The sequence below is a fragment of the Kitasatospora sp. McL0602 genome (genome assembly GCF_052076145.1).
In the GTDB taxonomy this organism is placed as follows: domain Bacteria; phylum Actinomycetota; class Actinomycetes; order Streptomycetales; family Streptomycetaceae; genus Kitasatospora.
This window is the reverse complement of record NZ_CP197246.1, coordinates 551254-571555: the sequence shown is the minus strand read 5'-3', so window position 1 is coordinate 571555 and position 20302 is coordinate 551254. Positions and strand designations below refer to the sequence as shown.

Here is a 20302-nt window from a genome sequence, read left to right as displayed (position 1 = left end):
GGAACCCCGAGGAGGAGAAGACCGATGACAGTTCAGCTCGATGACACCCCGAAGGACCGCCGGGTGCGGGTGCAGGGCGAGCACGTCGACGCGTACCCGCTGCTCGCGCCGGAGGTCGAGCGGGGAGCGGTGCGCCGGATCACGGTCGTCGGGGAGGAGATCCTGCACCGCCGGTGCCGGGAGGTGACCGGGTTCGGGACGCCGGAGCTGGCCCGGCTGATCGACGACATGTTCGCCACCAACCAGGTGGCCGAGGGTGCGGGGCTCGCCGCGAACCAGGTCGACGTGGACCTCCAGCTGTTCGTGTGGGACATCACGGACGACTGGGGCGTCCGGCACGTCGGGCACATCGCCAACCCCGTCCTGGGCGAGCTGCCCGCCGAGCGGCGCAGGCTGGTCGAGGAGGACGAGGGGTGCCTGTCCGTCCCCGGCCCCTACCGGACGGTGGCCCGCCCGGACCATGCCGTCGTCCGGGGCTTCGACAAGGACGGCGGGCCGCTGGTGATCGAGGGCCACGGCTACTTCGCCCGGTGCCTCCAGCACGAGACGGACCACCTGCACGGTCAGCTGTACCTGGACCGGCTCTCCCAGCGGGACCGCAAGTCGGCCCTGCGCGAGATGGCCGCGTCGATGGACGAGACGTTCGCCCGGCGCGCGGCCCTGGCCGAGGAGCTCGGCAAGTGACCCCACCTCCCGCCACGGCCGCCTCGCCCGCCGACCACGCCGCCACGGCGCTCGACCAGGCGCTGCGGCTCACGGCCGAGGCCCGCAGCAAGCAGCTCCGGCGGGTCTGCCTCGCCGCGGTCGCGCCGGTGCTCGCGGGCGTCGCCGAGGCGACGGCGCTGGGCCTCGCCGCCACCCTGGAGGACGAGGACCGCAGGCAGTCGGTGCTGGCCGACATCGCGGTGGCCGTCGCCGCCACCGATCTCCGCCGTGCCGTGGACAGCGTGCGCGACTTCCACGAGGCGTACCGGGCCAAGGCACTGGCGGACATCGTGAAGGCCGAGGACCCCCGGCGTCCCGGCAACGGGACGTACGTCCTCGACACGTACATCCTGGGCGCGGCCCCGCCCGCCGGGTGGAGCCCGCAGTCGGCCGCCGAATTCGCTTCGGCCGTCGCCGAGTTCGCCCCGGACCGGGCCGAGGAGATCGCCGCCGGGATCGATGCCGGGTACTCCCGTACGGTGGCGCTGGCCGGTGTCGCCCGGTCGGTGGCGGCCACCGACCCGGGCCGGGCCCTGCGGCTGCTCCCCGACCGCTACGACCCGTGGGCGGCGCCCGCCGTCGCGGAGGCCGTGGCACTCGTCGACCCCGACCGGGCGCTGAGCCTGGTGGCATCGCTCGCCGACCGGAGGCAGCGCCCGCACGCCCTGGCCGGAGTCGCCCGGTCGGTCGCGGCCACCGACCCGGACCGGGCTGTCCGGATCGCCGACGGCATCACCGACCGGGCGCAGCGGGCGGAGGCGCTGGCCGCCGCCGCAGCGGCCGTCGCGGTCACCGGGCCCGGCCGGGCGCTGGAGGTCATCTCGATGATCGGCGACCGCGACTTCGAGGAGGCGGCACGCGCGGACCTCGCCCTGGTGGTCGCCGCCCACGCTCCGGACCGGGCCGTACGCCTCGCCGAGGGCCTCGCGGTGCGCGGCGGCGACGTGCTGTGGCGGGTGCTCGCGCTGGCGGGCGTCGCGTCCGTGCTGCTCGGCACGGGGCAGCGCCGGACTCCGGCCGTCCGGTTGGCGGCCGGCCGGAGTCGCTGAGGGTGAGCGCGTGAGCCGGCGTCAGTTGTGCAGCGAGGCGTACTTCTGCAGGAAGAGGGCCTCGGTGAGGGCCATCCGCTCCAGCTCCAGCGGGTCGACGCTCTCGTTGACGGCGTGGATCTGGGTGGTGGGCTCCTCGACGCCGATCAGCACGATCTCCGCCTGCGGGTAGAGGGTGCGCAGGGTGTTGCAGAGCGGGATGGACCCGCCCTCGCCGGAGGCGACCATCTCCTTGCCGAAGGCCTCGAGCATGGCCGCGCCCATGGCCTCGTACGCCGGGCCGGTGGTGTCCGCGCTGAAGGGCTCGCCACCGCTGAGCCGGGTGACGACGGCCTGCGCGCCGAACGGGACCGCTGCTTCGAGGTGGGCGACGAGGGCGTCCTGAGCGGGCTTCAGGGCGGTGCCCGGCGGGATGCGGAGGCTGACCAGGGCCTTGGCGGCGGACTGCACGGAGGAGGTCGCGCCGATCACCGGCGGTGCGTCGATGCCGAGGACGGTGACGGACGGGCGGGCCCAGAGGCGGTCCGCGACGCTGCCGGTGCCGGTCAGCTCGACGCCGTCCAGCACCCTGGCGTCGGCCCGGAACTGCTCCTCGGTGTACTCGACGCCGGACCAGGCCTGGTCCGTCCGCAGGCCCTGGACGGCGACGTCGCCGTGCTCGTCGTGCAGCGAGGCGAGGACGCGGACGAGGATCTGCAGCGCGTCCGGGGCGGCGCCGCCGAAGGCGCCCGAGTGCAGGTTGCCGCCGAGGGTGGTGATCGCCAGCTCCACGACCGTCATGCCGCGCAGCGAGGCGGTGACGGTCGGCAGGCCGGCGGCGAAGTTGCCGGTGTCGCCGATCACGATGGCGTCGGCGGCGAGCAGCCCGGGGTGGGCCTCGGCGTACCGCTCCAGGCCGCCGGTGCCCTGCTCCTCGGAGCCCTCGACGATCACCTTCAGGCCGACGGGGTAGCTGCCGTCCGTCGCGCGCAGGGCGCGCAGGGCGGTGAGGTGCATCAGCAGGTTGCCCTTGCAGTCGGCCGCGCCGCGCCCGTACCAGCGGCCGTCGCGCTCCGTCAGCTCGAAGGCCGGGCTGTGCCAGCCGGCGTCGTCCAGCGGCGGCTGCACGTCGTAGTGCGAGTAGAGCAGCACCGTCGGCGCGCCGGCCGGGCCGGGCAGCTCGGCGTACACCGACTGGGTGCCGTCCGGGGTGTCGATCAGCCGAACGCCCGTCAGGCCCTCGGCGGCGAGGGCGTCGGCGACCCAGCGGGCCGCCTTCTCACACTCCTCGACCGGGAACTGCCGGGGGTCGGCGACGGACGGGAAGGCCACCAGCTCGGCCAGGTCGGCCTTGGCGCGGGGCATCAGGGATCGGACGGCCGCCGCCAGGGACTGCTGGGTCATCAACTTCTCCGAGGGGTTGGTCGGGGAGCGGTACAAGGGGTCGTCCGATCATAGGACCCGGCGAGCCCCGGCCCGGGGCATGGCTGGTCCGTTGGTGGAGCCTCTAGGATTGGTGGTCGTGACTGATTCCGGTAGCTCCCTCGGCCGAGACCGCATCGACCCCACCGCCCTGCCCGACCCCGCCGGGGTGGGCGAGCCCGATCCGCTCGACGGCGTCTGGGACGTGGTCGTGGTCGGCGCCGGGCCGGCCGGGGCCTCGGCGGCGCACGCGGCCGCCACCCAGGGGCGGCGGGTGCTGCTCCTGGACAAGGCCGAGCACCCCCGCTACAAGACCTGCGGCGGCGGCATCATCGGCCCCTCCCGGGACAGCCTGCCGCCGGACTTCAAGCTGCCGCTGCAGGACCGCATCCACGCCGTCACCTTCGCGCTGAGCGGCCGCTTCACCCGCACCCGGCGCTCGAAGCGGATGCTCTTCGGGCTGGTCAACCGAGACGAGTTCGACCTGCGCCTGGTGCAGGCCGCCGAGCAGGCCGGGGCGGTGCTGGTCACCGGCGTCACCGTGACGGGCGTCGAGCAGCAGGGCGGTGACACCCGGACGGTGGCCGTCACCACGGCCGACGGGCGCCGGGTCGAGGCCCGTGCGGTGGTCGGCGCGGACGGCAGCGCGAGCCGGGTCGGGCGGCACGTCGGTGTGACGTTCGACCAGATCGACCTGGGGCTGGAGGCCGAGATCCCCGTGCCGGAGTCCGTCTCGCAGGCCTGGGCCGGGCGGATCCACCTCGACTGGGGCCCGCTGCCCGGCAGTTACGGCTGGGTCTTCCCGAAGACCGACTCCGGCACCCTCACCGTCGGCGTCATCTCGGCGCGCGGCGACGGCGAGCGGACGAAGCAGTACCTGGCCGACTACATCGGCCGCCTGGGCCTGGCCGGGTTCACGCCCAGCATCGAATCCGGCCACCTGACGCGCTGCCGCGCCGAGGACTCGCCGCTCTCCCGGGGCCGGGTGCTCGTCGCGGGCGACGCGGCCGGGCTGCTGGAGCCGTGGACCCGCGAGGGCATCTCGTACGCGCTGCGCTCCGGGCGGCTCGCGGGCGAGTGGGCCGTCAAGGTCGCCGAGGCGAACGGCTCGGCGGACGTGCGGCGGCAGGCGCTGAACTACGCCTTCGCGATCAAGGCCGGGCTGGGCGTCGAGATGCGAGCGGGCAAGGTGATGCTGGACGCCTTCGAGCGCCGGCCGTACCTCTTCCACGCCGCCGTCTGCCTGGTCGCCCCCGCGTGGCGGGCCTTCGCCCGGACCACGCAGGGGCACACCACCTTCGCCCAGGTGCTGCGCGACTACCGCGCCGCGCGGCGGCTGGCGGCGATCGCCGCCCGGTGACGGCAGGGCTCCCTCGGCGGCGTCACTTCAGGCCACTGTCGAGGGTGCTGATCAGGGTGCCCGTCGGGGTGTCGCCGGACATCTCCCAGATCATGGTGCCCAGCAGCCCCTCGGCCTTCACGTAGGCGGCCTTCTGGGTGATCGACCACGGGTCGTCGAAGGTCCACCACTGGCCGCCCGCGCCGGTGTAGGCGTAGCTGGCGACGGCCTGGGTGTCGTGGTAGACGGTGAGGCCGGGCACGCCGGTGATCAGGTTGTTGTACCCGCGTGTCCCGGCCTCCTCCTGGAACTGGCCGGGCGCTGCGCCGTTCGCGCTCTGCCAGAGCCCGTGCACGCCGCCGTCGGTGACGGTCTGCCAGCCCCGGCCGTAGAACGGGATGCCGATGGTCAGCTTGCGCGGGTTGACCCCGGCGGCCAGGTAGAGCTGGACGGCGGCGTCGGTGCTGAAGTGGAAGCCGTACGGGTCGGTGCTGGAGGCGTACAGGTTGGCCTGGTGGCCGGTGCGGTTCGGCTCCCAGGAGTTGTCGCTGCCCGCGCCGTGGAAGTCGTAACCCTGGATGTTGCCGACGTCCAGGGAGGTGAAGACCTGGGAGAGGTCCCAGCCCGCGTTGATCTTGTTCTGGTCGGCGGGGGTGAAGGCCGTCAGCAGCCTGTGTGGGCCGCCGAGGGCGTCCAGCTGGCGGCGGAACTCGGCCAGCAGCAGCGTCAGGTTGCCCTTGTCGGCGGCGCTGTAGTGGTTGCCCGGGTGCCCGTCGGGCGAGCCCGGCCACTCCCAGTCGATGTCGATGCCGTCGAACACCCCGGCTGCCGAGCCTGGGCCTCCTGCGCCGCTGTAGGACGGCAGGTTGCCCTTGATCCAGGTGTCGATGCAGGAGGAGACCAGCTTCTTCCGGGAGGCGTCGGTGGCCGCCGCGTCCGAGAAGTACTTGGAGTACGTCCAGCCGCCGAGCGAGACCACGACCTTGAGGTTCGGGTACTTGGCCTTGAGCTTCCTCAGCTGGTTGAAGTTGCCGCGCAGTGCGCCCCAGCCGTCGTCCGCCACGCCGTCCACGGACTGCGCCGCGCTCATCGGGCGGGCGTAGTCGGCGTCGGCGTCGCCCGCTCCTGTCCCCTGGTCCGGGTCCTCCGGGTCGGCGGTGGTGCCCTTGGTGACGCCCGCGAGGCAGGTGAGGTTGACGGGGTCGATGTTCTCGAAGGCGTAGTTGACCACGTCGAGCTTGGCGGCGCTGCCCGAGGTGTCGAGGTTCTTCACGAAGTACTGGCGGCCGTAGATGCCCCACTGGGCGAAGTACCCGACCTTGGCGTACCTGCCCTGCCCGGCGATGTCCCCGGTGCTGACGGCGAGCGGGTCGGAGGCGGGGGAGGTGTTGTCGGCGGCGTCCCGGGCCTTCACCGTGAAGCTGTACGCGGTGGCGGGGGAGAGGCCGGAGACCGTCGCGCTGGTGCCGGTGACCGTCTGGGCGAGCGTGCCGCCCTGGTACACGTCGTACGCGACCACGCCGACGTTGTCGCTCGCCGCGTCCCAGGCGAGCGAGACGCTCGCGGACGTCACGCCGGTGCTGCGCAGGTGGCCCGGTGCGGTCGGCGGCGTCGGGTCACCCGCCGGGTCGACGGTGCGGGCCGTCAGGGCGGGGCCGATCGGGCCGGTGTTGCCCCGGCTGTCCCTGGCCCGGACGGTGAGGGTGTACGCCGTCGCCGGGGTCAGGCCGGTCACCGTCGCGGTGGTGGCGGCGGCGGTGGTGCTCGCGAGCACCGTGCTGCCGCTCAGCACGTCGTACGAGGCGACCGGGAAGTCGCCGGGCGCGGCGGCGGGCCAGCTCAGCGCGAGGGTGTGCGCGGTCGCCGTGGTGAGCTTCGGTGCGCCGGGGGCGCCCGGCGGGACGTCCGCGCTGCCGTCGCACTTGTCGCCGTTGATCCGGCAGTTCAGCGGCGCGCCGATCGGGCCGGTCGCGACGAACCAGAAGCTGTACGGCTCGGTGGTGCCGTGCGCGTTGACGGTGCCGTTGTAGTAGGCGTTGACGGCCTTCAGGTGGCTGCCGGTGACCGTCGCGGTGCCGTTGTAGGTGTTGCTGACGGTGACTCCGGCCGGGAGGTCGAACTCCAGCGTCCAGCCGGTGACGGCGGCGGCGTTGTCGTTGTGGACGACGTACGTGCCCTTCCACCAGGAGCCGTTGTCGGCCGAGGCGAAGGCGGCGGTGAGGCGCCCGGCGGCGTGCGCGGGTGCGGCGACGAGCAGGGCGAGCGGGAGGACGAGGGCCGCGAGCAGCGCGGCGGCTCTCGCCCGGTGACGGTGACGATCACGCATGGTGGTGCTCCCTGTGTGGTGTGGGGGTGCCGTACAGGGGTGCAGGGAGTGCGGGGTGCCTGCGCGCACTGTAGGAGGACTGGACCACTCCGTCAACAGGACTAGACCATGCGGGAGTTGGGGTTGGGCAGTGCGTCAGCCGTACAGCTCGTCGGCGAGCGGGCTGCGCGTGTAGAGCACCATCCGGCCGTGCCGGGCCCGGGTCACCAGGCGGGTGGCGTGCAGCACGGCGAGCTGCTGGCTGACGGCGCCGGGGGTGACGCCGAGGCGGGCGGCCAGCTCGGTGGTGGTGAAGGGCTCGGCGAGCAGGGCCAGCAGCCGGGCCTTCGGCGTGCCGAGCAACTGCTCCAGGGCCTGCGGGGTCGGCGGGGGCTGCGGGGTGCCCGCCATCGCCGCCCGGCCGCGGGCCGGGTAGTTGATGACCGGCGGGCAGTCGTCGCCGATCGTGGTGATCGCGCCCCGGGCGAAGAAGGTCGGGAGGAAGACCAGCCCGCGCCCGTCGACCACGATCTCGGCGTTGCTCGGCCCCCAGTCCCGCAGGATCGTCAGCGTGCCGTCCTCCCACCGGACCCGCCCGTCCAGATCCGCGAAGAGCGCCGCCGCACCCCGCTCGCCCAGTATTCGGGAGCGGTAGACGATGTCCGAGTGCAGCACCGAGCGGGCGCGCGGCCACCAGCCGGGGGCCAGGCAGCGCTCCCAGTACTCCTCGAGCGCGTCCGCGATCCGCGTCAGCAGCCGTGCCGGGTCGGCCAGCCCCGCCGCCAGCACGGGCGGCAGCTCGTGGTCGTGCGGCAGGAAGGTCCGCTCCAGCTCCTCCGCCAGCAGCTCCGGCGGCAGCGCGCGGACCACCGCCAGCTCGCTGTGGAAGTCGGGGAAGGCCGTCGTCGGTCGGGGTGTCAGGAAGTCCGGTACGTAGCGGTTGCTGGTCGCCACCAGCGAGCAGAGGAACTCCGTGTCGAGCCGCTCGAACTCCGGCCGGAGCCGCTCGAACCAGGCCGTCTGCCAGGTGTAGACCCCCGGGTGCTTCCACATCCGCAGGCCCAGCACCGCCTCCTGGAGCGGCGAACAGGCGAACGACGCGTCCGCCAGATCGGCCAGCTCCAGCCTGAATCGGTACATTTGAACCCCCATCCGTTAGCCAGAGACTAAATCAATTCCGCCGCTTCGCCGCATCCGGTGTGATCACCGCATGACCGCCATCGACACGGCCGATCCGTCGGCAGCTCCCGCACGCCCTCCACGCCTCCTGCACCCCGATCCGATCGTCCGCCGCCTGGCCGTGATCACCATGGTCAACACCCTCGGCAACGGGCTGCTGATGACCCTCAGCGCGCTCTTCCTCACCCGCATCCTCGGCTTCGGCCCCGCCCAGGTCGGCATCGGCCTCACCGCCGCCGGGCTCTGCGGCGTCCTCGCCAGCATCCCCGCCGGACGCGCCGCCGACCGCTGGGGCAGCAAGCCCGTACTGATCACCCTGTGCACGCTGGAGGGCATCGGCACCGCCGGGTACGTGCTGGTGCACCAGTTCACCGCGTTCGTCCTGCTCGCCTGCTTCGTCACCGCCGCCGACCGGGGCTCCGCCGCCGTCCGCAACGCCCTCTACGCCGAGGTGCTGCCGGCCGACCGCCGGGTCGCCGGGCGCGCCTACCTGCGCGTCGTCACCAACCTCGGCCTCGGCGGCGGCACCCTGGCCGCCGCGCTCGCCCTCCAGGCCGACACCCGCGCCGCGTACGTCGCCGCCATCCTCGTCGACTCGGCCTCCTTCTTCCTCGTCGCCGTGCTCTTCACCACCGTGCCGGTCGCCGCTCGGGCCCGCGCCGTCGCCGAGGCCGCGGGGGCCCCGGCGACGGCGCGGACCCGCAACCCGGCGCTGCGCAACCTGCCGTTCCTCGCCGTGACGCTGCTCAACGCCGCGCTCGGCATCCAGTTCGCCACCATCGAGATCGGCGTCCCGCTCTGGATCGCCAAGCACACCGAGGCCCCCCGGGTGATGGTCGCGGGCTCACTGATCGTCAACATGGTGTTCGTGGTCGCCCTCCAGGTCCGTGCCACCAAGGGCACCGAGGACTCCGCGGCCGCCGCCCGGATATTCGCCCGGGGCGGCCTGCTGGTCGCCGCCGCCTGCCTGGTGGTCGGCCTCGCCCACGGCGTGTCCGCCTGGGTCGCCGCCACCCTGGTGGTCCTCGGCGTCGGCCTCCAGGCCCTCGGCGAGATCTACTCCCAGGCCGCCGGCTGGGCCCTCAGCTACGACCTGGCGGGCGAGGGCGCCCACGGCGCGTACCAGGGCGTCTTCAACGCCGGGATGTCCGCCTCGATGATGCTCGGCCCCGCCCTGGTCACCACCGTCGTGATCGGCAACGGCCTGCTCGGCTGGGCCCTGCTCGCCGCCCTCTTCGCCGTCTCCGGCCTGGCCATGGGCCCTGCCGTCCGCTGGGCCCGCGCCCGCGTCGCGGCACAGCCCGCCGGGGCGTCGGCGTAGCCCACCGGGGTGGCGCGCGTGGCGGGGGCTGACCGGATGCAGCCCCGGCCGCCCGGCCCACCGGGAGTAGGGTGTGCGGGATTCGGGCCAGTGGGACACGAAGGGCACGGCGATGGACGAGGACGAGAGCCTCCGCCGGTACGGGCTGCGCCCCACCGGCACGAGCCTCGGCGAGGTGCGCGAGCTCCTGACCGCACAGACCCGGCTCGAACGGCGGGCCCAGGGCGACGGCGACACCGCGCTGATGAAGCTCTGCTGCGTCCAGCTGTTCCACGCGGGCGGCCTCGACGACGTCCTGCTGGTGTGGAGCGCCAAGACCGCGAGCTTCGACTCCGACTGCTCGATCGACATCCAACTCCTCTGCGGCGCGGGCCTCCCCGAGACCAAGGCGTGGTTGGCCGCGCGCTCGACGCCTGAGGCCGGTGAAGCGCTCCGGCGGCTGCTCGACTGCGAGGCGGCCGACGACTTCGAGGGCTTCTCCGTCGGGACGCGATCGGCCTGGTACGCCGAGTACTACACCTCGTGAGGTGATGTGACGCGCCCGACGCGGCGCTGACCAGGGGTTTTCCGGCGGGGTCTGGATCAAGGTGGTGGCGGCGTGCCAGAGTCCTCCCGGCGCGCACGTACCGGTGCCGCGCACTCCCGACCCACACCCTCAGCCGGAAAGCAGGCCAGCCGCGATGACCCGCGAAGCACCGCTCGTCCGCATCACCAGTGCCGACGCCGTGACCACCCTGGAGCTGGACTCCCCGCACAACCGCAACGCCCTCTCCACCCGGCTGATGGCCGAGCTGACCAAGGGCCTCGCCGACGCGGCCGCCGACCCCGCCGTCCGGGCGGTGGTGCTCGGGCACACCGGCAAGGTGTTCTGCGCGGGCGCGGACCTCTCCGAGGCGACCGGCAGCGACCCGACGGTCGGGCCGCGCGGCCTGGTGGACATCCAGCGGGCCCTGGTCGACTGCCCCAAGCCCGTCGTCGCGCTGGTCGACGGCCACGTCCGGGCCGGGGGCCTCGGCCTGCTCGGCGCCGCCGACATCGTCATCGCCGGGCCGCTCTCCACCTTCGCGTTCACCGAGGTCCGCCTCGGCCTGGCCCCCGCCGTCATCTCGCTGCCGCTGCGCCCGAGGCTGACCTCGCGGGCGGTCTCGCGCTACTACCTGACCGGCGAGACCTTCGACGCCGCCGAGGCCGCCCGGATCGGCCTGATCACCGAGGCGGCGGACGACCCGGCGGCCGCCCTCACCGCCGTGCTGGACGCCCTCCGCCTCGGCTCCCCGCAGGGCCTCGCCGAGTCGAAGCGGCTGACCAACGCGGCGGTGGTGGCCTCCTTCGAGGAGCACGCCGAGGAGTTGGTGCAGCTGTCGGCCCGGCTGTTCGGCTCGCCCGAGGCCCAGGAGGGCATGCGGTCCTTCCTGGAGCGCCGCCCGGCGCCCTGGGCCGCCCAGGTCTGACGGCCCCGGGCGGTACGGGCGCTCAGCTCCAGCGGATCTGGGCGCTCTCGCGCCAGAGGTCGAGCACGCCCTGATCGCCCGTCACCTCGACGGCGCTGAGCGGGAGGCGGTTCCAGAGCAGCAGGTACAGCTCGCCGGCGGAGCCGCTGAGGGTGCAGTCGGCGGCGCTGTCGGCGTCGGCCGACACCTGGAGCGGGTCCGGGCCGATCCGTACCAGCAGGGGCGCGTCGGCGTCGGTGGGGCGGATCAGCAGGGTGCGCTCCTGCTCGCTGCGCAGCCGGCTCTTCGGGCGGGCCAGCAGCCCGGTGACCAGCTCCTCGATGCCGTCCCGGCCGAAGGCGGCCGGCACGGCCCTGGCCGGGCGGCCGGCGGCGGCCTCGGCGTCGACGCGGTGCACCGCCGTCTCGTGGGCCTGCCGCCGGGCCCAGAAGGCGAGCGGGGAGGGCGCGGCGAGGAAGGTCCAGCAGTCCAGCTCGGCGGGCGCCCCGGCGAGGGCCGCGACCAGCCCGTCGTGGCCCTCCCGGAACCAGTCGAGCAGATCCGCGTCCGCCGGGGGCCGGGAGTCCGGGGCGACGGGCTGCCGGTGGCCCTCGGCCACGTACGAGGTGGCCCAGCGGTGCACCTGGCCGGTGTGCTGGACGAGATCACGCAGCCGCCAGTCGGGGCAGGTGGGGACGGGTGCGTCCGGGTCGGTGGCGGCGATCGCGTCGGCGAGGAGGGCGCCCTCGCGGCGCAGTGCGTCGATGTGCTCGATGATCTCCATGCCCGGGAGTCTGCCAGGCGTGGCGCGGGCTGTGTGAGCTTTGTCGCCCCGCAGTCCCGTTCGCCCGAACGGCCGATAGCGTGGGGCTCATGCCGAACGCCCGTACCCTCCTGACCGCTGCTCGCCACCGAGGCCGCCGGGCCGCCGGGCGGCTGGTGCACCGGGGGTGGCGCTGGGTGCAGGGCGTGGGCGCCGTCTCCAACGACAACCCCGGCCCCTACCGCTTCCGGGAGTTGGGCGACGGCACCAAACTGGCCTTCCCGCTCGGCGCGGTCTTCAACGAGCAGTGGATCACCATCGGGCCGTTCTCGATCATCGGCGAGCGCGTCACCATCTCGGCGGGCTTCCTCCCCGGCCTCGACCTCGGCCCCGACCCCGTCGTCCGGCTCGGCGGCGGCTGCGTTGTCGGCCGGGGCAGCCACATCGTCGGCCACCAGTCGATCACCCTCGGGGACGACGTCTGGACGGGCCCGTACGTCTACATCACCGACACCGCCCACAGCTACCACGACACCGAGCTGCCGATCGGCAAGCAGTGGCCGCGCAACGAGCCCGTCGAGATCGGCTCGGGCAGCTGGATCGGCACCGGCGCGGTGATCCTCCCCGGCGCGAAGCTCGGCCGCAACGTCGTGGTCGCCGCCGGGTCCGTCGTCCGGGGCGAAGTCCCCGACAACAGCGTCGTCGCCGGCGCCCCGGCCAAGGTCGTCCGCAGCTGGACGGAGATCGAGGGCTGGCAGCCCCCCTTCCGCCACGACCCGCCGGTCCCCTTCCCCGAGGGGCTCTCCGCCGAGGACCTCCGCGCCCTGGTCGGCTGGGACCTCCGCCCGCCGACGCGGCGTTAGCGCTTGCTCCGTTCGGGGAGCCTTGTGGGGCTACCCGGCGCGCACCGCGCCCAGTTGGGCACTCCGCCGATATGACTAGGTGGTGAAACGATCCGGTCGTACCCTGTCGGCGCCTTCCGTCGTGAGCTCCTGCACGCTGGCCTGCGGTCTCACCGCACTGACGCTCTTCCAGGTGGCCGGCACCGCGAACGCCGCGCTCGCTCCGGGGGAGTTGGCGAAGGCGACGCTGGTGCAGCTCACCGACCAGTCCGTCCCCGCCATCGGCCTCAAGGCGTACACCGGCACCTACGGCAGAGCCGTGAGCAGCAGCGTGCCCGACACCGACAACGGTGACTTCTCGGACCCTGACGGAATGCTCACCCGGATGTCCATCGCGACCATGACGACCCGGACCGCGACCGACCCGGCGAAGTACTACGCGCAGGCGCAACTCACCGCGCTGGAGGTGAAGTTCAACTCCAAGAACCTGGTGGCCGTCGGGCCGACCAGCGCGGGAAGCGTGGCGTCGCTCGACTCCTACGCCGAGTGCGTGCCGCCTCCCGTCGGCCCGTACGCGCTGGCCTACAACCGCACCGACTCCGGACAGATCACCGTCCTGGGCCAACTGGTGACCGTCGGCACGACCACCCTGCAGATCACCGGCAGCGACCTCGGCCTGTCGACCATCGGCCCCAGCACCCTCACCGTCGTGGTGACCCCGCACCAGATCCCGGCGGCCCAGAGCCGGGACTACGCCGCGGAGGCCTGGCTCGACATCGACATCAGCGCCGTCTTCAACGACACCGCAGGCAAGCAGGTGTACCAGGGCGCCGTCGTCCACCTGCGCCTGGGCGAGGTCGAGGTCACCTGCAGCGCCAAGCCCACGCCTCCTCCGACGCCCCCTCCCACGCCTCCGCCGACGCCGCCGCCTCCCCCCACCCCGACCGACTCCAGCACGCCGACCCCCACGGACAGCCCGACCCCCGTTCCCACCGACTCGTCGCCCACCCGCCCCGCCCCGCGCCCGACGCACCCGGGCGAACTGGCCGACACCGGCCGCCCGGACAGCTGGCTGGAAGATCTCGGAATCACCGCGTCGGCGCTGGCGGTCATCGGTGCCGCACTCCACCGCGCGAGCAGGCGGCGCTCCCCCCATTAACCCGGGGCACGGATGCCCCTGCCTGGGCTACGATCACGCGGCTCGATCGGGCATTTCAGCGTTACGGGTACGGGTACGGGGGCGGGTAGATGGCTGACGAATTCGTCGAGCTCAGCAAGGGTGCCAGGAGTGCGGCCGTTCAGGTGGGAGCAGCGGTGGTGCTGGTCTCGGCTGTGATGGCCGCGTGGGGGCTGGGCCTTTTCGGCGACCCGTCGGGAGGAAAGCGCAAGGCGGCCGTGTGTGAGGCGCCGAAAGCCACGGATTCGCCCGGGTATCCGGCGTTGTGCGCCGCGCTGAACCGGCCCGATCTGCCGACGCTGCTCGGCATGCCGGAGGAGTACGTCTCGGTGGCGTACTCCGGGAGCGGGCCGACGACGTTCGCGGACGGGACGAAGGAGGACGACCCGTCCGCGCGCGTGCAGGTCGGTTCCGTCGACGTCGAGATCACCGACTACCCGCACCTCTCGGTCAAGGACTTCGCCATGTTCTCGGACTCGAAGGCCGGCTCGACGTCGGTGCTCGGCCGTCCCGCGATGACCTACTCGGACCACACGCTGGCGATCACCCTCGGCGGCACGAAGGCCGGCTCCGGCACCGGCGGCATCGCGCGCCACCTCGTCGTGGCGAAGGACCCCAAGGGCGGCGACGGGTCCTTCGAGATCGCCATCTGGCGTCAGGACAGCGCGACGCCGGACGAGGCGGCGCTCTTCCGGATAGCCGAGCAGGTACTGCCGACGATCCACGGCTAGGCCCGGGGCTAGCCCCGGGTCGGCTGCCGGAGGGTCGCCCAGGCGTCGGTGATGAGGTGGTCGAGCGTGGAGCGGTGGGGGTGCCAGCCGAGCTCGCGGGCGGCGCGGGTGGTGTCGGCGACCAGGCGGGGGGCCTCGGGCTGGGCGGGCCGGTGGACGAGCGGGACGGGGCGGCCGGTCACCCGTTCGACGGCGGTGACGATCTGACGCATGCTCGCCGGGGTGGCCCCGATGTTGTAGACGTCGTACGCCCCCGGCGGGCGGGGGGTGGTGAGCGCCAGCGCGTACGCCTGCGCGAGGTCGTCGACGTGCACGAAGTCGCGGACGGTGCTGCCGTCGCCGTTCAGCTCCAGGTGCGGGTGCTGCCCGGCGGCCACGGCCAGGGCCTTGGGGATGATCCGGGTCTGGTCGACGTCGCCCGTGCCGCCGACGTTGAAGCACCGCAGCACCACGGCCGTGACCTGCCCGGCCAGCGCGCGGCGGGCCACCTCCTGCTCGGCGGCCAGCTTGGAGGCGCCGTACGGGTTGCCGGGCGCGGCCGGGGTCTCCTCGGTGATCGGCTGGTGCTCGGGTGCGCCGTACACGGCCGCCGTCGAGCCGAACACGACCAGCGGCGGGGGCCCGGAGTCCGGCCTGGCCGCGAGTGCGTCGAGCAGGGCGGTGGTGCCGCCGAGGTTGACCTCCCAGTACCGCTCGGTGAGCGCGCCGGAGGTGCGACCGTTGGTCAGTGCGGCGAGGTGGCAGACCGCGTCGACTCCGGCGACGGCGGGGCGCAGGGCCTCGCGGTCGGTGATGTCGGCGTGCCGGACCAGCTGCACGGGCAGCGCGGGCAGCGGCCCGCCGGGCGGACGGTGCGTCAGCGCCCACACCTCGTGGCCGTCACCGGCGAGCCGCCGCACGACGGCCTGCCCGACGAAGCCGAACGCCCCGGTGACGAGTATCCGCACCTCAGCCCACCCGGCGGAGCGTCACCACGGCGGCCACGCCATCCACCCGCAGCAGGTCCTCGCCGCTGTTGAGCAGCACGGCGTCGAACTCGCCGAGCCGCAGGTCGGCCGCGCCCAGCTCGGCGGTGCCGGACAGGCACACCACCAGCACGACGGCCCCCTCGGGCACCTCGACGGAGCGCTGGAAGTCCGCGATCTCCACCACGGCCTCGGCCCGCCCCCGGCGGGTCATCACGTTGAAGTCGACGACCGGCCCGCCGAGCAGACGGCAGTCGGTCTCCACGTCACCGGGGAAGGCGAACGGCCGGTACGGCTGCGCGAGCCGGTGCTCCTCGCCCGCGACGGTGAGCGCCATGCCGGCGCCCCGGACCACCGTGATCACCCGGTCCACGCCCTCGAAGCGGGAGAACGGCCCGCCCTCGCCGACGTCCGCCAGGCTGACCCGCCACTCGAACTCGCCCAGCCCCGCACCCGCCGGTGCCCCGGCCACCTCCCGAGTCACCCCGCCGCCGTTCAACCACGGCGTGGCGGGGCGCTCCTCGGCGCGCAGTACCTGAACCGTCATGTGCTGTCCCGTCCTCCGTGCAGCGATCTCTCGCCCCGAGACTAGCCGCACGTCTCGGCTTGCCCTGGCCCCGATCGTTCTCATTCGCCCGCAGTGTCTTCGGCCTCCCAGCGAAGAAGGTCGCCCGGCTGGCATCTGAGCACCTCGCAGAGCGCGGCGAGGGTCGTGAAGCGCACCGCCTTGGCGCGGCCGTTCTTGAGGACCGCCAGGTTCGCGGGCGTGATCCCCACGCGGTCTGCGAGCTCGCCCACGGACATCTTCCGCCTGGCCAGCATCACGTCGATGTCGACTGTGATCGGCATCAGATCACGTCGTTCAACTCGACCTGCATCTGAGTCGCTTCGACGTCTCGGGCGAGGGCCTGGGTGAGCAGCATCCGCAGCACGAGCACGATGAGTGCGACTCCCAGGATGGCCAGGCCGATCCCGGCCATGATGCCGGTGACGCCCGGGTCGTCCCGCTGGCCGGGTGCATTCATGGCCGTGACCGTGAACCACAGGAGCGCGACCGCGACGATCGCGCCGATGATGCCGTCCACGTACCGGAAGGCGGCGTGGGAGAACACGGTCCCGCGTCGCACCATCGTCACCAGTCGCCAGACGCAGACCAGCGCGACCTGGACCGCCCCGAGGCCCAGGATCGTGATCACGCGCATCGGGGTCAGCAGGGGGGCCCCGTTCTCCGGGTCACTCCCGCTGGCCAACGTCCACACCATCAACGCCTGTACCAACACGGTGCCGGTGAGCACCACCGCGAGCACGGCGCGCAGCGCGCGTACTGTCAGCTTTCCCATGACCCACTCCTCCATCGAGCTACGATGGGAATCTATCGATTCTCGATAGGTGAAGCAAGCCCCGGGTGCCTCAGGTGCCTCAGACGACGAGCGCGCGGATCGCCTCCAGGGGGTACGGGGTCTGCCTGCTCTCAAAACGGAACTCGCGGTAGTAGTCCGTCATCACTGCGGCGATCGGGGCGTGGCGGGTGAGGATCGCCGCGAGCTTCGGCGGGATGCCCGTCGGAGGTTCCCCCTGGGCGCAGGCGTGCACGAACGCGCTGCGCTCGTCCCGCTCGTACCCGTACAGGGCGGCGGTGAGCCACTGCACCAGGTGGGTGAGGGTGTAGCAGTGGTCATAGGTCCGGTGTTCGGCGAAGAAGTCGGCCTCCTCCTCCGACAGGTCGAACCGGGAGGAGATCGCGAGGCCGTAGTCCGTGAAGAACAGGCGCTTGCCGTCGGTCAGGATGTTCTGGAAGTGGCCGTCGAAGTGCAGGAGCCCGCGGGCGTTCATGAAGGAGACCCCGGCCTCGAGTTCCTTCGCCACCATGGCGCATGCCCGCTCGGCCGTCTCGTCGTCGGCCTTGACCTGAATGTCCAGCCAGTCGTGCAGGTTCTGCGGGATGTACTCCAGGAACAGCGCGACGCTCGCCGAGGAATCCCGCAGCTCCTCGATCCGCCGGCGCACCTGCGGTCCGCCTCCCCAGTAGGCGACGGCCTTCTCCACGTCGGCCAGTTCCTCGGGCAGCGTCTGCCCGGGGTGCGGCAGCACCCGCCAGTGGTACATCAGCGGGAAGCCCTCGTGGTCCTGTGCGAGCACCCAGTTCGTCGTCATGGTGTGCACGGCCAACTCCCGCCAGGCCCCGAGGCCCGGCCCTGCTGGGACACCGAGACCGAAATGACAGAAGGCAGGCAGCCCGAAGAGGTTCGCCGTGGACCGGACGTTCTCCGGCTGCCTCTCCAGATCGGTCAGCGGCACCCGCTTGACGAAGACCGGGGTCCCGCCGACCTCCAGTAACGCCGACGTCCCGCCGATTCCGGAGCCCAGCGGTGCGGCCGTCTCCACCAGGTCGCGCAGTTCGCGGTCACTGCACAGTGCCAGGGATGTCGAGACGGCACTGTAAGCAGCCAGACGGGCACCACGCGACGCGTCAGAGCTCTCGACGGCGACCTCCACCACGACACCAACCTCTCTGACGTACCAACACACTTCGTGAGAGCGCGAGGCTAGCGCCGGGTGGCCGTTCGGGCGAGGACACCTGCCAGGGCGGCGGCTGCGGCGACGGTGGTGAGGGCCGTCGGCAGACTCGCCGCGTCGGCGAGGAAGCCGATCACCGGCGGGCCGATCAGCATGCCCGCGTAGCCGAGGGTGGAGGCGGTGGCCACGCCCTGGGGGCCGCCCGCCGCACCGGCCTGGGCGATCGCCAGCGGGAAGATGTTGGCCAGCCCGAGGCCGACCAGGGTGAGCCCGGCCAGGGCGACGGGGACGGACGGGGCCAGCGCGGCGGTGAGCATGCCGCCGCCTGCGGTGAGCCCGCCGAGGAGGATCAGCCGGGTCTGGCCGAGCCTGATGGAGAGCCAGGTGCCGCCGACCCGCCCGGCCGTCATGGCGAAGGCGAAGGCGGCGTACCCGCCCGCGGCGATCCCGGCGCTCGCGTGCACGTCGTCGGTCAGGTGCAGGGTCGTCCAGTCGGCGAGCGCCCCTTCGCCGTACGAGCTGCACATCGCGGTCAGCCCGAGCAGTACGACCAGCATCCGGGCGGTGCGCACTGCGGTGACCTGCTGCGGCCGTACAGGCCGTACAGGCGGTACAGCGCGCGCCACGGCGCCAGGCGTGGCGCCGCGCAGCAGCGCCGCGCCGGCGACGGCGGTGACCAGCAGGCCGAGCGCGCCGCCGAAGGCGAGCGCCCAGGCGGCGGTGAGCCGCCCGGCCAGCAGGCCGCCGACGGCCGCGCCGAGCAGGCCGCCGAGGCTGTACCCGGCGTGGAAGCTGGGCATGACCGGGCGGCGGAGTTCGGCGACGAGATCGACGGCGACGCTGTTCATCGCGACGTTGGCCGCGCCGTAGCCCGCGCCGAAGAGCAGCAGGGCCGCGCCGAGGCTGAACACCGAGTGGGCGTGGGCGGGGAGTGGAAGGGCGAGGCCGAGCACCGCCAGAGAGGCTACGGTGACCCGGCGGGAGCCGTACCGGACGCAGAGCCGCCCGACCACCGACATGGTGGCGACGGCTCCGGCGGAGATGCAGAGCAGGGCCAGGCCGAGGGCGCTGTGCGAGGCGCCGACCTGCGCCCGGATGTCCGGGATGCGGACAACCCAGGCGGCGAAGAGGAAGCCGTCGACGGCGAAGAAGGCGGTCAGGGCGATCCGGGCGGTGCTCCAGACCCGGGGCGCGGCAGGGCCGTCCGGGTGGAGCTGGGCGGCGGAACGGGCGTGGGTTTTGTTTAGGAGCGGCACAAAGTAAGAATAGGGGAGTGCCGCACTCACCGACAAGCCAGAACCCGTCCGACCGCGGGCCGACGGCGGAGCCGCGCCGTCCCGCGCCCGACCGGGGCCGTACGCTGCTCGGCCCCGCCCTCGCGCTGATCCACACCGGCCGGGCCCCCACCCGCTCGGCGCTGACCAGCGCCCTCGACGTCACCCGGGCCACGGCGGGCGCGATCAGCGCCGAGCTGGAGGCGCTCGGCCTGATCACCGTCGACTCCCGCCCGGCCGGGAGTGGCCGGGGCCGCCCCTCGCACCGGCTGGCCGTCGACCCCGCCGGGCCGGTGGTGATCACCGCCCAGCTGCACGCGGACGGCCTGAGCGTCGCGCTGGCCGGGCTCGGCGGGCACCTGGAGGAGCCCGTCCACCACCCGCTGCCCGCCGCGACCGACCCCGTCCGGCTGCTGCGCGCGGTGGCCGAGGCCGGGGCGGCGCTGGCTCGCGCCACCCCTCGGCGCTGCCTCGGCGCGGCTCTTGCCCTGCCGAACCCGGTGACCGAGCCCGACGGCGCCGCGCTGGTCGCGCTGCACTTCTCCTGGCCCAGCGGCACGCCCGTCGCCGACCTCTTCGCCGAGGAGATCCGCAAGGCCGACCTCGGCCCGCGCGCCCGCACCCCGCTGCCGACGGCCGTCGCCAACGACGCCAACCTCGCCGCGCTCGCCGAGCACCGGCACGGCGCCGGCCGCGACGCCCGACATCTGCTGCTCGTCACCTCCGGCCACCGGGGCGTCGGCGGCGCGCTGGTGATCGACGGGCGGCTGCACACCGGCAGCGCCGGGCTGGCCCTGGAGGTCGGGCACCTGACCGTCGATCCGCAGGGCCGCCGGTGCCCGTGCGGCACCTGCGGCTGCCTCAACGCCGAGACCGACCCGGAGGCGCTCTTCGCCGCCGCCGGCCGCACTCCGGACCCGGCCCGCCCGCTGCTCGGCCAGGCCCGCGAGCTGGCCCGCTCGGCGGCCCACGACCCGGTGGCCCGCGCCGCCGTCGACCACGTGGTCGACCGGCTCGGCCTCGGCCTGGCCGGGCTGGTGAACATCCTCAACCCCGACCGCATCGTGCTCAGCGGCCTGCACCGCGACCTGCTCGCGGCCGCGCCCGAGCGCCTCGCGGCGGTGGTCGCCGCGCGCTGCCTCTGGGGGCGCAGCGGGCGGGTGCCGATCGTCGCGGCCGAGGTCGTGCACGCCGGGCTCGCCGGTGCTGCCGAGCTGGCCTGGGAGCCGTACCTGTGCGACCCGCAGTCTGTGACGGCCCGTTAGATCCCCGTGCAGAGCCCCGTGGCGTGACTTGACGGCGAC

The 20302-nt window shown here is 73.6% G+C and carries 20 protein-coding genes; 10 read left to right on the top strand and 10 right to left on the bottom strand.

The features are described 5' to 3' along the window. Window positions 1-24 precede the first annotated feature (24 nt). Both def and ACR68M_RS02700 read left to right on the top strand, forming a co-directional pair. A complete protein-coding gene (gene def / locus ACR68M_RS02705; protein WP_441248748.1) occupies window positions 25-684 on the top strand; it encodes a peptide deformylase in 660 nt (219 codons plus the stop codon). After that, window positions 681-1754 carry a hypothetical protein gene (locus tag ACR68M_RS02700; protein WP_441248747.1) on the top strand — a complete coding sequence of 358 codons (1074 nt, stop codon included), beginning with the start codon at window positions 681-683 and terminating at the stop codon, window positions 1752-1754. Before def ends, ACR68M_RS02700 begins: the two co-directional genes overlap by 4 nt. Before the next feature lie 21 nt (window positions 1755-1775). On the opposite strand, the gene ACR68M_RS02695 is transcribed toward ACR68M_RS02700, so the two are convergent. Further along, window positions 1776-3137, bottom strand: coding sequence for a dipeptidase (locus ACR68M_RS02695; protein ID WP_441248746.1), 1362 nt, complete (start codon window positions 3135-3137; stop codon window positions 1776-1778). 118 nt (window positions 3138-3255) lie between these two features. Between ACR68M_RS02695 and ACR68M_RS02690 the strand changes: the two genes are divergently transcribed. Next, window positions 3256-4515: a geranylgeranyl reductase family protein gene (locus ACR68M_RS02690; protein WP_441248745.1), complete on the top strand. Its 1260-nt coding sequence runs from the start codon at window positions 3256-3258 to the stop codon at window positions 4513-4515. A gap of 22 nt (window positions 4516-4537) precedes the next feature. On the opposite strand, the gene ACR68M_RS02685 is transcribed toward ACR68M_RS02690, so the two are convergent. Beyond that, window positions 4538-6820, bottom strand: a complete 2283-nt coding sequence (locus ACR68M_RS02685; protein WP_441248744.1) for a glycosyl hydrolase family 18 protein — start codon at window positions 6818-6820, stop codon at window positions 4538-4540. Window positions 6821-6955: 135 nt separating this feature from the next. Beyond that, a complete protein-coding gene (locus ACR68M_RS02680; RefSeq protein ID WP_441248743.1) occupies window positions 6956-7939 on the bottom strand; it encodes an ArsR/SmtB family transcription factor in 984 nt (327 codons plus the stop codon). A gap of 70 nt (window positions 7940-8009) precedes the next feature. Between ACR68M_RS02680 and ACR68M_RS02675 the strand changes: the two genes are divergently transcribed. The 3 genes from ACR68M_RS02675 to ACR68M_RS02665 all read left to right on the top strand — a co-directional run bounded on the left by ACR68M_RS02675 (window position 8010) and on the right by ACR68M_RS02665 (window position 10750). Beyond that, window positions 8010-9299 carry an MFS transporter gene (locus ACR68M_RS02675; protein WP_441248742.1) on the top strand — a complete coding sequence of 430 codons (1290 nt, stop codon included), beginning with the start codon at window positions 8010-8012 and terminating at the stop codon, window positions 9297-9299. A 73-nt stretch (window positions 9300-9372) separates the two neighbouring features. Further along, entirely contained in the window at window positions 9373-9825 is a 453-nt protein-coding gene (locus ACR68M_RS02670) for a hypothetical protein (RefSeq protein ID WP_441248741.1), read from the top strand. Window positions 9826-9979: 154 nt separating this feature from the next. Next, complete coding sequence (locus ACR68M_RS02665) at window positions 9980-10750, top strand: enoyl-CoA hydratase family protein (RefSeq protein ID WP_441248740.1); 771 nt, start codon at window positions 9980-9982, stop codon at window positions 10748-10750. Window positions 10751-10772: 22 nt separating this feature from the next. On the opposite strand, the gene ACR68M_RS02660 is transcribed toward ACR68M_RS02665, so the two are convergent. Then, the gene (locus ACR68M_RS02660; protein WP_441248739.1) at window positions 10773-11513 is read right to left on the bottom strand and encodes a maleylpyruvate isomerase family mycothiol-dependent enzyme; all 741 of its coding nucleotides are present in this window, start codon (window positions 11511-11513) and stop codon (window positions 10773-10775) included. 89 nt (window positions 11514-11602) lie between these two features. On the opposite strand from ACR68M_RS02660, the gene ACR68M_RS02655 reads away from it, so the two are divergent. The 3 genes from ACR68M_RS02655 to ACR68M_RS02645 all read left to right on the top strand — a co-directional run bounded on the left by ACR68M_RS02655 (window position 11603) and on the right by ACR68M_RS02645 (window position 14242). Further along, window positions 11603-12355 (top strand): acyltransferase, encoded by a 753-nt coding sequence (locus ACR68M_RS02655; RefSeq protein ID WP_441248738.1) that lies wholly within the window; start codon window positions 11603-11605, stop codon window positions 12353-12355. Window positions 12356-12476: 121 nt separating this feature from the next. After that, window positions 12477-13493 (top strand): hypothetical protein, encoded by a 1017-nt coding sequence (locus ACR68M_RS02650; protein ID WP_441248737.1) that lies wholly within the window; start codon window positions 12477-12479, stop codon window positions 13491-13493. Between the two features lie 89 nt (window positions 13494-13582). Beyond that, window positions 13583-14242 (top strand): DUF6215 domain-containing protein, encoded by a 660-nt coding sequence (locus ACR68M_RS02645; RefSeq protein WP_441248736.1) that lies wholly within the window; start codon window positions 13583-13585, stop codon window positions 14240-14242. Window positions 14243-14250: 8 nt separating this feature from the next. Here ACR68M_RS02645 and ACR68M_RS02640 read toward each other — a convergent pair whose 3' ends face one another. The 6 genes from ACR68M_RS02640 to ACR68M_RS02615 all read right to left on the bottom strand — a co-directional run bounded on the left by ACR68M_RS02640 (window position 14251) and on the right by ACR68M_RS02615 (window position 18980). Continuing rightward, window positions 14251-15189, bottom strand: coding sequence for an NAD-dependent epimerase/dehydratase family protein (locus ACR68M_RS02640; protein ID WP_441248735.1), 939 nt, complete (start codon window positions 15187-15189; stop codon window positions 14251-14253). A gap of 1 nt (window position 15190) precedes the next feature. Then, window positions 15191-15754, bottom strand: a complete 564-nt coding sequence (locus ACR68M_RS02635) for a HutD/Ves family protein (protein WP_441248734.1) — start codon at window positions 15752-15754, stop codon at window positions 15191-15193. A gap of 80 nt (window positions 15755-15834) precedes the next feature. Further along, on the bottom strand, window positions 15835-16056 hold the full coding sequence (locus ACR68M_RS02630) for a helix-turn-helix domain-containing protein (RefSeq protein ID WP_441248733.1): 222 nt from the start codon (window positions 16054-16056) through the stop codon (window positions 15835-15837). Next, a complete protein-coding gene (locus ACR68M_RS02625) occupies window positions 16056-16547 on the bottom strand; it encodes a DUF2975 domain-containing protein (RefSeq protein WP_441248732.1) in 492 nt (163 codons plus the stop codon). The genes ACR68M_RS02630 and ACR68M_RS02625 overlap by 1 nt, the downstream gene beginning before the upstream one ends. A 79-nt stretch (window positions 16548-16626) precedes the next feature. Further along, entirely contained in the window at window positions 16627-17703 is a 1077-nt protein-coding gene (locus tag ACR68M_RS02620; RefSeq protein WP_441251497.1) for a protein kinase family protein, read from the bottom strand. A 50-nt stretch (window positions 17704-17753) separates the two neighbouring features. Next, window positions 17754-18980, bottom strand: coding sequence for an MFS transporter (locus tag ACR68M_RS02615; protein ID WP_441248731.1), 1227 nt, complete (start codon window positions 18978-18980; stop codon window positions 17754-17756). 104 nt (window positions 18981-19084) lie between these two features. Between ACR68M_RS02615 and ACR68M_RS02610 the strand changes: the two genes are divergently transcribed. Beyond that, window positions 19085-20263 (top strand): ROK family protein, encoded by a 1179-nt coding sequence (locus ACR68M_RS02610; protein ID WP_441251496.1) that lies wholly within the window; start codon window positions 19085-19087, stop codon window positions 20261-20263. Window positions 20264-20302 lie beyond the last annotated feature (39 nt).

What these genes read in the sequence shown, in the direction of transcription:
- def (WP_441248748.1), top strand. Translation starts at nt 25, where the DNA reads ATGACAGTTCAGCTCGATGACACCCCGAAGGACCGCCGGGTGCGGGTG.
- ACR68M_RS02695 (WP_441248746.1), bottom strand. Translation starts at nt 3,137, where the DNA reads ATGACCCAGCAGTCCCTGGCGGCGGCCGTCCGATCCCTGATGCCCCGC.
- ACR68M_RS02685 (WP_441248744.1), bottom strand. Translation starts at nt 6,820, where the DNA reads ATGCGTGATCGTCACCGTCACCGGGCGAGAGCCGCCGCGCTGCTCGCG.
- ACR68M_RS02680 (WP_441248743.1), bottom strand. Translation starts at nt 7,939, where the DNA reads ATGTACCGATTCAGGCTGGAGCTGGCCGATCTGGCGGACGCGTCGTTC.
- ACR68M_RS02675 (WP_441248742.1), top strand. Translation starts at nt 8,010, where the DNA reads ATGACCGCCATCGACACGGCCGATCCGTCGGCAGCTCCCGCACGCCCT.
- ACR68M_RS02665 (WP_441248740.1), top strand. Translation starts at nt 9,980, where the DNA reads ATGACCCGCGAAGCACCGCTCGTCCGCATCACCAGTGCCGACGCCGTG.
- ACR68M_RS02660 (WP_441248739.1), bottom strand. Translation starts at nt 11,513, where the DNA reads ATGGAGATCATCGAGCACATCGACGCACTGCGCCGCGAGGGCGCCCTC.
- ACR68M_RS02655 (WP_441248738.1), top strand. Translation starts at nt 11,603, where the DNA reads ATGCCGAACGCCCGTACCCTCCTGACCGCTGCTCGCCACCGAGGCCGC.
- ACR68M_RS02645 (WP_441248736.1), top strand. Translation starts at nt 13,583, where the DNA reads ATGGCTGACGAATTCGTCGAGCTCAGCAAGGGTGCCAGGAGTGCGGCC.
- ACR68M_RS02635 (WP_441248734.1), bottom strand. Translation starts at nt 15,754, where the DNA reads ATGACGGTTCAGGTACTGCGCGCCGAGGAGCGCCCCGCCACGCCGTGG.
- ACR68M_RS02630 (WP_441248733.1), bottom strand. Translation starts at nt 16,056, where the DNA reads ATGCCGATCACAGTCGACATCGACGTGATGCTGGCCAGGCGGAAGATG.
- ACR68M_RS02625 (WP_441248732.1), bottom strand. Translation starts at nt 16,547, where the DNA reads ATGGGAAAGCTGACAGTACGCGCGCTGCGCGCCGTGCTCGCGGTGGTG.